General features: G+C 70.8%; 14 protein-coding genes. 9 read left to right on the top strand and 5 right to left on the bottom strand.

Annotation, left to right across the window (positions count from 1 at the left end):
* Positions 1-236: 236 nt before the first annotated feature.
* Positions 237-731, bottom strand: coding sequence for an FBP domain-containing protein (locus tag ACFYY8_RS02195; protein WP_390036258.1), 495 nt, complete (start codon positions 729-731; stop codon positions 237-239).
* A 72-nt stretch (positions 732-803) separates the two neighbouring features.
* On the opposite strand from ACFYY8_RS02195, the gene ACFYY8_RS02190 reads away from it, so the two are divergent.
* Positions 804-1,373 carry a TetR/AcrR family transcriptional regulator gene (locus tag ACFYY8_RS02190; protein WP_390036256.1) on the top strand — a complete coding sequence of 190 codons (570 nt, stop codon included), beginning with the start codon at positions 804-806 and terminating at the stop codon, positions 1,371-1,373.
* Between the two features lie 49 nt (positions 1,374-1,422).
* A complete protein-coding gene (locus ACFYY8_RS02185) occupies positions 1,423-1,896 on the top strand; it encodes a DUF1203 domain-containing protein (protein ID WP_390036254.1) in 474 nt (157 codons plus the stop codon).
* 19 nt (positions 1,897-1,915) lie between these two features.
* Here the strand turns inward: ACFYY8_RS02185 and ACFYY8_RS02180 are convergent, their stop codons facing one another.
* Complete coding sequence (locus tag ACFYY8_RS02180; protein ID WP_390036252.1) at positions 1,916-2,245, bottom strand: cupin domain-containing protein; 330 nt, start codon at positions 2,243-2,245, stop codon at positions 1,916-1,918.
* 79 nt (positions 2,246-2,324) lie between these two features.
* Between ACFYY8_RS02180 and ACFYY8_RS02175 the strand changes: the two genes are divergently transcribed.
* On the top strand, positions 2,325-3,266 hold the full coding sequence (locus ACFYY8_RS02175; RefSeq protein ID WP_390036250.1) for a helix-turn-helix domain-containing protein: 942 nt from the start codon (positions 2,325-2,327) through the stop codon (positions 3,264-3,266).
* A 15-nt stretch (positions 3,267-3,281) separates the two neighbouring features.
* On the opposite strand, the gene ACFYY8_RS02170 is transcribed toward ACFYY8_RS02175, so the two are convergent.
* Positions 3,282-3,653, bottom strand: a complete 372-nt coding sequence (locus ACFYY8_RS02170) for a DUF4267 domain-containing protein (protein WP_390036248.1) — start codon at positions 3,651-3,653, stop codon at positions 3,282-3,284.
* 434 nt (positions 3,654-4,087) lie between these two features.
* On the opposite strand from ACFYY8_RS02170, the gene ACFYY8_RS02165 reads away from it, so the two are divergent.
* The 5 genes from ACFYY8_RS02165 to ACFYY8_RS02145 all read left to right on the top strand — a co-directional run bounded on the left by ACFYY8_RS02165 (position 4,088) and on the right by ACFYY8_RS02145 (position 7,925).
* Entirely contained in the window at positions 4,088-4,342 is a 255-nt protein-coding gene (locus ACFYY8_RS02165; RefSeq protein WP_390036246.1) for a hypothetical protein, read from the top strand.
* Positions 4,339-4,869 (top strand): hypothetical protein, encoded by a 531-nt coding sequence (locus ACFYY8_RS02160; protein WP_390036244.1) that lies wholly within the window; start codon positions 4,339-4,341, stop codon positions 4,867-4,869. Before ACFYY8_RS02165 ends, ACFYY8_RS02160 begins: the two co-directional genes overlap by 4 nt.
* 427 nt (positions 4,870-5,296) lie before the next feature.
* Entirely contained in the window at positions 5,297-5,959 is a 663-nt protein-coding gene (locus ACFYY8_RS02155) for a DsbA family oxidoreductase (protein ID WP_390036242.1), read from the top strand.
* A 230-nt stretch (positions 5,960-6,189) separates the two neighbouring features.
* A complete protein-coding gene (locus tag ACFYY8_RS02150) occupies positions 6,190-7,788 on the top strand; it encodes an MFS transporter (protein ID WP_390036240.1) in 1,599 nt (532 codons plus the stop codon).
* Entirely contained in the window at positions 7,785-7,925 is a 141-nt protein-coding gene (locus ACFYY8_RS02145) for a hypothetical protein (RefSeq protein WP_390036238.1), read from the top strand. The genes ACFYY8_RS02150 and ACFYY8_RS02145 overlap by 4 nt, the downstream gene beginning before the upstream one ends.
* Before the next feature lie 89 nt (positions 7,926-8,014).
* On the opposite strand, the gene ACFYY8_RS02140 is transcribed toward ACFYY8_RS02145, so the two are convergent.
* Both ACFYY8_RS02140 and cofD read right to left on the bottom strand, forming a co-directional pair.
* The gene (locus tag ACFYY8_RS02140; protein WP_390036236.1) at positions 8,015-9,334 is read right to left on the bottom strand and encodes a coenzyme F420-0:L-glutamate ligase; all 1,320 of its coding nucleotides are present in this window, start codon (positions 9,332-9,334) and stop codon (positions 8,015-8,017) included.
* Positions 9,331-10,296 carry a 2-phospho-L-lactate transferase gene (gene cofD, locus ACFYY8_RS02135; protein ID WP_390036234.1) on the bottom strand — a complete coding sequence of 322 codons (966 nt, stop codon included), beginning with the start codon at positions 10,294-10,296 and terminating at the stop codon, positions 9,331-9,333. The genes ACFYY8_RS02140 and cofD overlap by 4 nt, the downstream gene beginning before the upstream one ends.
* Positions 10,297-10,557: 261 nt before the next feature.
* Here cofD and ACFYY8_RS02130 point away from each other — a divergent pair, with 261 nt between their 5' ends.
* Entirely contained in the window at positions 10,558-12,582 is a 2,025-nt protein-coding gene (locus ACFYY8_RS02130) for a hypothetical protein (protein WP_390036232.1), read from the top strand.
* The last annotated feature ends 136 nt before the right edge of the window (positions 12,583-12,718 follow it).

Here is a 12,718-nt window from a genome sequence, read left to right as displayed (position 1 = left end):
TTTTCGCGGACTCGTCATAGAGCTATTTTCGATGCGAATGCCGGTCGATAGGAGTAATGATGCTAAATAGCAATAAATCGCTATAAAGGGGTGTGGCATAAAGCCGTCGCGCTTTGTGGCATAAATACGATGGGTGAGGTAGGTGGTGTCGTGTGGCGTTCGCCGGCACCGGTGAGGGTTCACAAGGGTGTGGCGTCGCCGGCGTGATCAGGGCTGACGCCCTGCCTTGGCGAGAGTCACTCGACGACCTTGTTGAGGAAATTCGTGAGGTTGGCGGCGGTGCGGGTTATCAGTTCCTCCAGGGTCAGGGACTCGTGGAGGCGGGCGCCGGGGGCGGCTTCTTTTTTGCCGCGGAGGTAGAGGGAGCAGGCCAGATCGGTGCAGATGTAGGCGCCGACGGAGTTGCCCTGCTGCCCGGTCTTTCCCGCCCTGCGAGCGGTCAGCAGGCTCACGCCGTCCCCGGGATGCACGGTCAGGCACAGTGAGCACATGCTGCGCCGTACATGACCGGCGTGGGGGGCGGCCTGGCGCAGGGCGATCGCCACGAGGCCGTCGCCGGCCTCGGCGACCATGTAGCCCCGCTCCGGTGAGGCGGGGTCGCGCCAGCCGAGGAAGTCCAGGTCGTCCCAGGGTCGCGTGGCCAGATCCCGGGGTACGGCCAGCCGCTTCGCCTCTCCCTTGGTGCAGTTGACGAAGGCCGCGCGGATGTCGCGCTCGGTAACCGGTCTCATGGTTGGGACGCTATCCTTTCCTAGGGATCCTAGGCAAATGGTTAATTCATCTAAGTTGTGAGAGGGAGGCGCATGGCGCGCGCGGGAGTGACCGTCGAACGGCTGACGCGGGCGGCGGCGGACCTGGCCGACGAGATCGGCTTCGAGAACGTGACCGTCTCGGCGCTCGCGCGTGGATTCGGCGTCACGGACGCGAGCCTGTACTCCCACGTCAGGAACGTGCGCGACCTCAGGACGAGGGTGGCGATCCTCGCGCTGACCGAGCTGGCCGACCGGGCCGCCGCCGCGCTGACCGGGCGTTCGGGCAAGGACGCGCTGGTGGCCTTCGCCAACGCCTACCGCGACTACGCCAGGGAACATCCTGGGAGATACGCCGCGGCGCGCTTCGAACTGGACCCGGAGAACGCCTCCGCCGAGGCGGCCACCCGGCACTCGACGATGACACGGGCGCTGCTACGCGGCTACCACCTGCCGGAACCCGCCCAGACGGACGCCGTACGGCTGCTGCACGGCTTCTTCCACGGGTACGTCAGCCTGGAGACGGCGGGCGGGTTCAGCCACTCGAAGGCGATCGACGAGTCCTGGGCCAGGAACCTGGACGCCCTCGACGTCCTCCTGCGGAACTGGCCGTCACAAGCGTGAGGTCCGAGGAACGCCGGTGCCCGGACGCGGGCCGTACGACGATGGCGGCATGGGATATGAGATTCGGGCGATCGACGCCCAGGTCGTGAAGGAGTTGCTGGAGGGTGACGACGCGGGCCGTCCGCCCCGGGTGTCGACCGAGCGGGAGGGCGCTCCGCTGCGCTGCTGCCTGACCAGGGCGGGAGCGGGGGAGAGGGTCGCGCTGCTGTCGTACGCGCCGCTGCGCCGGTGGGCGGCGGAACGGGGGGTGGACCCGGGCGCCTACGACGAGCAGGGGCCGATCTTCGTGCACGCCGGTGACTGCCCCGGCGCCGGGTCCGACGGCTGGCCCGAGGGGCACGAGTCGCACCGGATGCTCCGGGCCTACGCCGCCGACGGGCACATTCTGGGGGGACGCTACCTGGCCGCGGGCGATGACCCGGACACGGCGCTGCGGGAGGTGTTCGAGGACCCGGAGACGGCGGTGGTACACGTCCGCGCGATCGAATTCGGCTGCTTCCACTTCGAGGTACGGCGCGGCTGATGCCGTGTGAACCGGGAGATCAGCCCTCTGGGTAGAAGAGGAAGAGGGTGCAGCCGGTGGTCGTCCGGGGGATGTGGGAGGAGCCCGCGGGGGCGTGGATGAAGGTGCCCGCGGGGTAGTCCCGGTCGCCGTCGTTGAAGACCCCGGAGACCACGAAGACCTCCTCGGGGCCCGGTTCGTGGACGTCGATCCCCTGCCAGGACGTGTTCGGGTCCATCTGGAGCACGTAGGCCTTGGCGCCGTTGTGCCCCTTCCACAGGGAGTGCAGGCGCATGCCGGGAAAGATCTCACGAACCGGGGCGTCCTGGACGGTGGACCACACATACCGCTCTGTCTGTTCTGTCGTCATGTGGCCAGCCTGGCGGTCGGCCGTCTCCCTGCCGAGTGTCTGGAATGACGCCGTGCGGTACTTTCTTGCCATGCATCGGATGGCAGCGCTCGTCCGCCCGGGGCAGTCGACCTTCGAACTCGCCTGCGCGGCCCAGGTGTTCGGCGTCGAACGGCAGGGCCTTCCCACCCGGTACGCCTTCGGTGTGTGCGCGGAGCGGCCCGGCCCGATCCCGACGCTCGCCGGCTACGACATGCTCGTGAACGACGGGCTGGAGGCACTCGACCAGGCGGACACCGTGGTCGTCCCGGGCTGGCTGCCCGTCGAGGAACCTCCGTCTCCCGAGGTCGTCCTGGCGCTGCGCCGTGCGCACTCCCGTGGCGCGCGGGTGGTCAGCATCTGCTCCGGCGCCTTCGCGCTGGCGTACGCGGGTCTGCTCGACGGACGGCAGGCGACCACCCACTGGGCGTTGGCGGGGGAGTTCGCCAGGCGCTTCCCGCGTGTCCGGTTGGACCCGGACGTGCTGTACGTGGACCACGGGGACGTGGCCACCAGCGCCGGGGCCGGGGCCGGGTTCGACCTGTGCCTGCACCTGGTCCGTGGCGACCAGGGGGCCCGGTACGCCGCGCACATCGCCCGGACCATGGTCATGCCACCGCATCGTGAGGGCGGGCAGCTGCAGTACTCGGCGCCGCCGCACCCCGAGCAGATCGACGGCACGCTCGCGCCGTTGCTGGAGTGGGTCACCGGGAGGCTCGACGAACCGGTGACCGTCGAGGACATGGCCGAGTGGGCGGGGCTCTCGGCGCGCACCCTCGCCCGGCGGTTCGCCGACCAGCTCGGCGCGAGCCCGGGACAGTGGCTGCTCGCCCAGCGGATCGCCGTCGCCCAGGACCTGCTGGAGTCCTCCGATCTCCCGCTGGACACCGTCGCCCGCCGGGCAGGCCTCTCCTCCTCCACCAACCTCCGCAGGCGTTTCCTCACGGCCTTGGGCACGACCCCGGGCGCCTACCGCCGAGCGTTCCGGGCCCGGTCGCGGTGAGTTTCCGGCGCCGGCTCAGACCATGAACAGCAGGGCGGCGCTGATGAGGACGGTTACGGCGGTGGCGAAGTGGATGCCGAAGGCGACGGCCCTGGTGCCACCGTGGCGTAGGACGATGACCGTGTCCACGAGCGGGACGATCGCGACGACGAGCATGAACCACGCCTCGGCCCTGGCGCCGGCGAAGGCCAGCAGGGCCAGGCCGACGAGGCCGTAGGTCAGGTCGCGCAGGCCCTTGATGGTCAGGTAGGCGGCGTCGCCGTTCTCCTTGGCGGGAACGCCGTAACCGGCGGCGGCGGGGCCCGGCGTCAGGAGGAACCTGAGGCCGATGAAGGCGATGAGGAGATCGAGGAGTACGGCCAGCCCGTAGGCGACGGGGGTGAGCATGAGCATCTCTCTTTGCTAGCAACGCTAGGAACAAGAGTGAAGCTAGCATGCCTTCGGCAGTAAATCTAGCGATGCTAGGAAAGGGGGTGCGGGCCTTCGTGCCGACGCCGCCCGGCGGCGGACGTGACCCGGAGGAACTGCCGGGCGGGCCGTGTTTCGAACCCGGCGCGGCGTGGGCGGTCTCCGGCGCGGACGTGGTGCGGGAGACGCCCCGGAGGGCCCGGCGCCGAAGGGAAGCTGTTCGGGAAAAGGGAACATCGGGCAGAAGGTCATCCTTGATGCCCTTTCCCATGTTAAATGTGGAAATATACGGCAGCTGGATGGAGTTTTTGGCGCCGTGGCGGAACCCGGCTGGGCGGCCAGTCATGTTTCTCAAGTGTCATTCGAGCGCCTCTTTCCAGCATTATGAGGACTTCTTGAAAGGAGCCCGTCAGATGAGAGAAGTTACGGCCCCGCCGGATTCGTACGCGCGGATGCAGCAGTTCCACGTACCCGTCGTCGCCGTCCGCCCCGGAGCCGGGCAGCCGGAGATCGCGCCGAGCCGCATGGTCCACGACGTGCCGGTCGAGGGCGCCGGCGGCGGCCTGCCGGTCGGACCCCGCCGGGTCGAGCACGACTGGCGGCAGGAACCGGCCGCCACGGCGGCCGTCACGACGGCCGGTTCGGTGAACGGTGAGGTGTCGTGGTGAGCGTGCCGTACCTGGCCAGGACCAGGATCGACGGCGAGTGGACGCCGATCGAGTACTCCAGGGAGTTCACGGTGACCGCGCCGGAACGGGTCGCGCCGGGAGAGGAGTTCACGGTCGTCTTCGCCAGCGCGCCGATTCTGGCCCTGGCCGCGTTCAACCGGACGCTGACCGACCTGCGGATCGCCTACCGGGTCTCCGGCCAGGCGGCCGTGCTGGAGTGGGAACTGCGCGGGGGCGACACCCCCGGCGGACTGGAGTTCACCGCCGAGCGGCAGGGCGCCGACCTGGTGGTCCGCTTCGGCGGGACCATCGCGGGCGGGGTCGAGGTCGCGGTGCCCGACCTGGTCGTCACGGTGCGCGCGGAGGAACCGGGCACGGTCACCACGTCGCCGGGGGGCTCCGGGTTCGACCGGCCGGCCTTCGGGTGGACGCGCGAGCACGCGGTCAACGGCCAGTGGGACCCCTTCCAGTGCTACGTCCCCGTCGACGCGCCGGTGGTCTTCACCACCACCCTGATCTCCTCCTGACCTCACGTCTCTCCTGCGCCGGGGACGACCCACGCCGAAAAACCCGTAAAACCTCCTGGAAAACAATGAGTGACGAAAGAAGGAAGCACGCATGAACAGGTGACCCTCCGTACCGCCGTCGTGGTCCTGACCGGCCTGGCCGCCCCGGCCGAGGCCCGGCAGGCCACGACGGCAAGGGCGACGGGGGGGCCACGAACTGCCGGTGGACCACCTGGAGGCGACGGCGTCCACGCCGTCCTCCCGCTCCGGCGGCTGGCCGGGGCACACGTGATCACCGAGGGCCGTCGCCGTATCGGAAGGGTCGGCCGAAACGCCGGCAGTCTTTTCCCGGCTTGACCTCTAGCGTGCTTGAGGTTGCAGCATCGAAGGCATCGAGGCCCGTTTTCCGAGTTCGCCGCGCGCTGGCCGCGGGACGGGAGGATTCCCCATGTCTACCGATAACCAGACCAGGACCGTCGAGGTCTACGCCGACGTATTGTGCCCGTGGAGCTACATCGGAAAAAGGCGTCTTGAGACGGCCCTGGCCGGGACGGAGGGCAGGGAGCGGCTTGAGATCGTCTGGCGCAGCTACGAGCTGTCGCCGGAGGAGGGCCGTACTCCCGGCAGGACGGCGGCCGAGGCGATGGGCGACTGGTGGGGCGAGCAGAGCGGCGCCAGGGTCGAGCTGATCCACACCCTCGGCCGGGCGGAGGGCGTGGACATCGACCTCACCCTCGCCAGGCCCGTCAACACCTTCGACGCCCACCGGCTGCGTCACCTGGCCGCCGACCACGGCCTGGCCGACCAGGTGATGGAGCGGCTGCTGCGCGCCTACCTCTGCGAGGGCGGCAACGTCAGCGACCCCGAGGTCCTGGAGCGCGTCGGCGTCGAGGCCGGTCTCGACGCCGGGCAGGTCCGCGCGCTGCTCGACGGCGACGCCTACGCCAAGGAAGTCCGCGCCGACGAGCGCGGGGCGAGGGAACGGGGCGTCAACGGCGTGCCGATGCTCATCATCGACGGCAGGCCGCCCGTCACCGGCATCCAGCCTCCCGCCGACCTGACCCGCCTGCTCCAGGACGCGCTGCGCCCGGCGTCCGTAGCGGGCGACTGACGGGTTCGACACCTCACCACGCCCGAGCGGATCACGACGGCGGTCGCCGGGTTCGCCGAGATCGGCGTCAACGAGCTGATCTTCGCGGGCAACGACCCCGACCCCGCCCAGGTCGACCTGCCGGCCGACACGATCGGCCGTGAGCCCGGGGGTGCGAGAACGGCCCCCACCTCACGCGGACCGTCGCGGCGCGGCGGCCTTCCGGACGAACTCGACGAAGGGATCAACCGATGGTCGCCACTGCACCGGCGCGCGCAACCACGCGTGACTGGCTCGGCCTGGCGGTGCTGGCACTGCCGACGGTCGTGATCGCGATCAGCATGACCGTGCTGAACCTGGCCGTGCCCAAACTGAGCGCCGACCTGCGGCCCGACAGCACGCAGCTGCTGTGGATCATCGACGTCTACGGGTTCGTGATCTCCGGATTCCTGATCACGATGGGCAACGTAGGGGACCGCATCGGCCGCCGCAGGCTGCTCATCTGGGGGGCGGGCGCGTTCGGCCTGGCCAGCGTGTTCGCCGCCCTCGCCCCTAACGCCGAGCTGCTGATCCTGGCGCGGGCGCTGATGGGTGTCACCGCGGCGACCCTGATGCCCTCGACGATGTCGCTGATCCGCACCATCTTCGAGGACCCGCGTCGGCGCGCGGTCGCGGTCAGCGTCTGGATCTCCAGCTTCACCGCGGGCGCCGTGCTCGGCCCGGTCGTCGGCGGGGCGCTGCTGGAACGGTTCTGGTGGGGGTCGGTGTTCCTGCTGGCCGTACCGGTGGCCGTGCTGCTGGTCGTGCTCGGCCCGATCCTGCTGCCCGAGCAGCGCGACCCGGAGCCGGGACCGCTGGACTTCCTCAGTGCCGGGCTGCTGCTGGCGACCGTGCTGGCCGTGGTCTACGGGCTCAAGCGGATCGCCGCGAGCGGGGTGAGCCTGCCCGCCGTGGCCGTCGCGGTCGCCGGGGTGGCCGTCGGCGTGGTCTTCGTCCGGCGCCAGCGGGTGCTGCGCGACCCGCTGCTGGACACCGGATTGTTCGCCAACCGGGCCTTCACCGCCTCGCTGGGCACGATCGCCCTGGCCATCGCGGCCTCGGCGGGCATGCAGTTCTTCATCAGCCAGTACCTGCAGACGGTGCTCGGGCTGTCGCCACTGCGGGCGGGCCTGGTGGTCGTGCCGAGCGCGGTGGCGAGCATCACCGGCACCATGCTCGCCCCGGTGCTCGCCCGCCGGGTCCCCAGGGCCTACCTCATGGCGTTCGGGCTGGCGCTCTCGGCCCTGGGCATGGGGGTGCTGACGCGGGTCAGCGCGGACGCCGGGGTCGGGATCGTGGTCGCGGCCACCGTGATGACCTCGCTGGGGTTCGGGCCGACGCTCGCGCTGGGCAGCGACCTGGTGCTCGGCTCGGTCTCCGTACGGCAGGCGGGGGCGGCCTCGGCGATCTCGGAGACCGGCTCCGACCTGGGGCTCGCCCTGGGCATCGCGGCCATCGGCAGCGCCGGGATGGCCGTCTACCGGGGTGAGGTCGCCGGGAACCTGCCCCCCGGCCTGCCCTCTCAGGCGGTCGCCGCGGCCCACGACACGGTGGGGGCGGCCTTCTCCGCCGCGGCGCGGCTGCCCGGTGAGCTGGGCGAGAGCCTGCGCCTGGCCGCGGGACAGGCGTTCACCCACGGGCTGCGGCTCGCGGCGGGCATCGGCATGGTCACCGTCTTCGGGCTCGCGGTCGCGGTGGTCCTGCTGCTGCGCGGTGTACGGCCCGCGGACGCCCATGGATCGGAGCAGCCGAATGAATCGGAGAAGCCCGAATCAGTCGAACATCCCGCTGAAGCACCTGACATATCGTGAAAAAAGGCTGTATTCCCTACCAGGAATCCATCGACCAGGGCGGCTCGGGGGCCAACGCCTCCCGCTCCTCCAACAAGGACGTCGACGCCTGGCTCGACCGGACCCTCGACACCGCGCGAAACGCCGCGGACGGGTGAACTCCGCGCGGCCGGGGCGGGCCGTCTCCGGAGGGTTCCCCGGCGGGGGTGCCCAGGAGGGGGCTGGAAACCGGGGAACGGCGAGGGGTTCAGCGGACGACGATGAAGTCGTCGGCCTTTCTCGGGGCGCGGTCCCTGGGCGGGGCCGCGGGACGGCCGACGGCGACGGCGCCCATCGGGTCCCAGTCGCCGGGCAGGCCGAGCACCTCGCGGACCACGTCGCGGCAGAACATCGTCGAGGAGACCCAGGCCGAGCCGAGTCCCTCGACCGCGAGCTGGACCAGGAGGTTCTGCACCCCGGCGCCCGCCGCGACCACGAACATCTCCCGCTCGGCCGCGTTGCGCCGCTCGTCGCGGTAGGTGTGCGAGCCGTCCGTCACCAGGCAGGGCACCACCAGGTACGGCGCGCCGCGCAGCACCTCTCCGCGTGCGACCCGCCTGGTGATCGCCTCCTCGGAGAACCCGTCCCCCCGGAGGTCGGTGATCCACGCCTCCCGCATGGCGTCCAGGAGCTTGGTCCTGATCTCGGGAGACTCAAGCAGGACGAACCGCCACGGCGTGGTGTGGTGCGGGGCGGGGGCGGCGATCGCGGCCTCGACGGCCCTGCGGACCTTGGCGCCGTCGACGGGCTCGGCGGAGAAGGAACGCACGGTCCTGCGGGCGAAGAGCACGTCCCGAGAGCCGTACCGGAACATGTCCTCCTCGGACGGGCGGACCAGCTCGCGGACGCCGGGGCCGTCCTCCTGGGTGGTGTACTCGGCCATCCCCCTGATCACCGCCACCGGGGTCTGGGCGAGCTTGCCCTTGACCAGGTCGCCCGCGGCGGCCAGCTCGTCGGCGACCGCGGTCAGGGTCACTTCGAGGGCGTTGCCGTGGTCGTCGGACATGCCCCGGTAGTCGAGTATGGGGGTCACCCCCGCCACGCCGATCGCCACGTCTGTCTGGCCGTTGCGCCACGGGCGGCCGAAGGTGTCGGAGACGATGACGCCGACCGAGACGCCGAGCCTGCGCCGTACGCTCTCCCGCACCGCGGTGGCGGAGGCGTCGGGGTCGACGGGCAGCAGCACGACGGTGCCCGTCTCGGTGTTGGAGGCGTCGACTCCGGCCGCGGCCATGACGAACCCGTGCGTGGTCTGCGCGATCACCGTCTCGCCCCAGCGGGCCACGACCCGGGTGGTCTCGGCGGCGATGGCCTCGGCCCGGGTGAGGTCTCGCCTGACCCGCCCCTCGGCCTTGCTGGAGATCTTGGAGGTGACGACGAGGATGTCGCCGTCACGCAGGTCGGGTACGGCGTTCGCGATCAGCTCGCCGACGTCGTCGCCCTCCTTCACCTCGGGGATGCCGGGGACGGCGAAGATCTCCAGCCTGGCGTCCTGGGGCTCGTCCCTGGTACGGCGGTCCCTGCTCATCGGACCTCCCCGTTCGAGCCGCCGGTCCCGGCAAGGGAGGCGGCCAGGTCGAGGGCGGCCCGCGCGATGTCGGCGGCGGCCTCGACGTCGTGCATGATCAGGGGACGGGCCTCGACGCGCACGCCGTCGAGGGCGACCCCGGCGTCCTCCTCGGCGACCAGCCAGCCGTCGATCAGCGGCGAGCCGTACAGGTCGAGGACCGCCTGGGCGGTGGTCTCCACGCCGATCGCGGTCAGGCAGGCGTCGGCCATGCCGCGTACGGGGGCGCCGCCGACGATGGGGGAGACGCCGACGACCGTCTTGGACTCAAGGGCCTCGCGGATGCCCTTGATCTGCAGGATCGTGCCGATGCTCACCACGGGGTTGGACGGGGGCAGGATCACCACGTCGGCCTCGGCGATGGCCTGGAGCACGCCGGGGGCGGGACGGGCCTCCTCCGCGCCGACGAGGATGATCCGCTCGGCGGGGACCGAGGCGCGCAACCGTACCCACCACTCCTGGAAGTGGACGGCCCTGCGGCCCCGCTCGTCGGAGATGACCACGTGGGTCTCGGCCCTGTCGTCGGTCATCGGGATCAGCCGCACGCCGGGCTGCCAGCGGGCGCACAGCGCCTCGGTGACGGCGGACAGGGGGTATCCGGCGGAGAGCATCTGGGTGCGCACGATGTGCGTGGCGAAGTCGCGGTCTCCCAGGCCGAACCACTGCGGTTCGACGCCGTAGGCGGCCAGCTCCTCCTTGACGACGTGGCTCTCCTTCTGCCTGCCCCAGCCCTGCTCCTCGTCGATGCCGCCGCCCAGGGTGTACATGACGGTGTCCAGGTCGGGGCAGACCTGCAAGCCGTACAGGGTGATGTCGTCACCGGTGTTGCCGATGACGGTGATCTCTGAATCGGGGACGGCGGAACGGAGGCCGCGCAGGAAACGGGCACCGCCGATCCCGCCTGCGAGGGACACAATGCGCATGCGGTCCAGTGTTCCATTGCCGTGCCGGTACCGCCCTGATGGGGTCTGGGGGCTTTCGTCAAGGGGGCGGGATGACTTGTCTTGATCGTTATGCACGGAGTCTTCGCTGGCAGGGTGATCTTCCGGGCTGCCCGAAGTATGCCCGAATAGGATGCTATGTAGTACTTATGGGATAAGTGGGCTTCCTGGGTCTCCGGACACCTAAGTCGGCCGTGTGCAAAACTTGCCCCGGGTTTACCTGAGAACCCTTTGGGAGTAATCGTGATCAATGCGGAAGCGGGCAGGCTCAGGGAGCCGGCCGCGTGGCTCATGATCGCCGTAGCGTCCACGGGCGTTCTCGTCGATGTCGAGCGGTTGCTGTTCGGTACATCGCTCGGAGGGTCCTTCGCGTTTCGCGCGGCCAGCCAGGTGGGTGGACTCACCTCCCCGGTGATCACCGCGCTGCTCGTCGGCGCCGTGCTGCTGGCGGGAAACGCGGGCCCGGCGATCGCCCGCCTGAAGCTCATGACGCAGATCGCGGTCGGCACGCTCGGCCTGGCCGCCCTGTTCGGCACGGTCGGCCTCTTCGGCGGCCTGTTCGCCGGTGAGACCGGCCTCATGGAGAAGGTCGAGTTCCTCCTCGTCAGCCTCCCCGCCCTCGGACTGACCGGCCTCGCGCTGGCCTATCTCCTGCCCAGGATGGCCGCCGCCGGGCCCGCGCGGAAGGAACCGGCCTTCTCCCACGGCCAGGCCTTCCCCACCCCGCAGCCCGGCGCGCACTCCGTTCCGCAGCCCGGCGCACAGCCCGGTGCGCCCTTCCCGGGGGTCCACCCCCAGGAGCAGGCTCCGCAGCACGGCTTCCCGCCCCAGGAACAGCACGGCTTCCCGCCGTACGACCAGCAGGGCGCGCCGCAGGGAGCCAACCTTCAGGAACAGCCCCCCGCGCACGGCCGGCCGCCGCACGAGCAGGTCCCGTCGCAGTACGAGCAGGCGGCACGCCCCCAGGAGACGGCCCAGCACGGCTTCCCCGTCCAGGACCAGGGCGGCCACGGCTTCGCGGCTCAGGACCAGGGCGGTCACGGTTTCCCGGTCCAGGACCAGAGCGGTCACGGTTTCGCGGCTCAGGACCAGGGCGGTCACGGTTTCCCGGTCCAGGACCAGAGCGGCCATGGCTTCCCGACTCAGGATCAGGGGAGCCACGGGTTCGCGCAGCAGGCTCCGCCCGCCCCCGCGAGCAGGCCCGCGCACAGCCAGCCCGCCCTTCCCCCCGGCCCGGCCGCCGTCGCCGAGGCGTACGGCGCCGAGGGATACGGCGAGAGGTACGGCCAGGACCTGCTGACCCCGCAGACCGGCTCCCACACCTCCCCGGCGGCCCCCTCCTACGGCGCCGCGGAGTCCTACGGCGATTCCTACGGTGAGTCCTACAACCCGAGGCCGTACGTCCCGGCGGACGTCCAGCCCCCGGCGCCGTCCTACGACCCGCCCGCCTACGACCAGTCCGGTTACGGGCCGAGGACGGAGCCGCAGCAGCAGTCACCGTCCCAGCCACAGCCGCAGGCCCCGTCCTACACCGACGCCTACGCCGACCCTCAGCCGTCCGCCTACCCGTCGCCCGCCGATCCCCAGGCCACCGGGTACGGCCAGCAGGCCGGGCAGTTCCACGGCGCCGACTCCTACGGCGGGCACCCCGAACCGCAGGCGGCCGCGTCGTACGGCTCCGACAGCGAGCCGAGGCTGACGTTCGACGCGCAGGGGCAGCACTCCTTCCCGCAGCCGCCGGACAACTACGGCCAGCCGTTCACCGGTTACTCCGGCTCCGAGTACGTCCGCCAGACCGAGCCGAACCTGCACTACCCGGCGCCCGACCCGGTCGATCCCCGCTCCCAGCAGATGGCGCAGGCCTACCAGCAGGCGGAGAACTACCAGCAGTCGCAGGCGGGCGCTCCGGAACCGCAGCTGCGCGTCCCCGAGTACACCTCGAACCCCCAGGCCCCCCAGCAGGGCGGAACCTACGACGACCTCGGGTACCCGCAGGCGCAGCCGTACCAGCAGGGCGGCGGCCAGTGGGAGGCCCCGGCCGAGACGACGATGAGGTTCGACCCCGCCGCCTACCAGGGTGACCCGCTCAACGGCCCGAGCCCCTCGGCGCGCTCGTGGGACTCGCAACCCCCGATCGACCCCACCGCGATTTACAAACCGGAGCGCTCGACCCAGGTAACGGGAGAGGAAAGTCCGGACAGAGAAAGGGTGGGTCCCGGTCAGGAGCAGAACATGTCCTGGTACGGTTCCGACCGCCGAGAGCACTGAAGAGCCAGGCGATCGTCACGGGAGACCGGGGTGAACGCCGTATTTGGCAGTAGGACGATCCACTACCGGGGAGAGCAGGTCTTTCCCCGGATACCGGCATGCCGCTTGACGTCACACAGGCCACGCGCGTGTAATT

Origin of the sequence: Streptosporangium sp. NPDC001559 (genome assembly GCF_042893955.1) — a bacterium.
Taxonomy (GTDB): Bacteria; Actinomycetota; Actinomycetes; order Streptosporangiales; family Streptosporangiaceae; genus Streptosporangium.
This window is presented reverse-complemented; position numbering and strand designations above follow the sequence as displayed.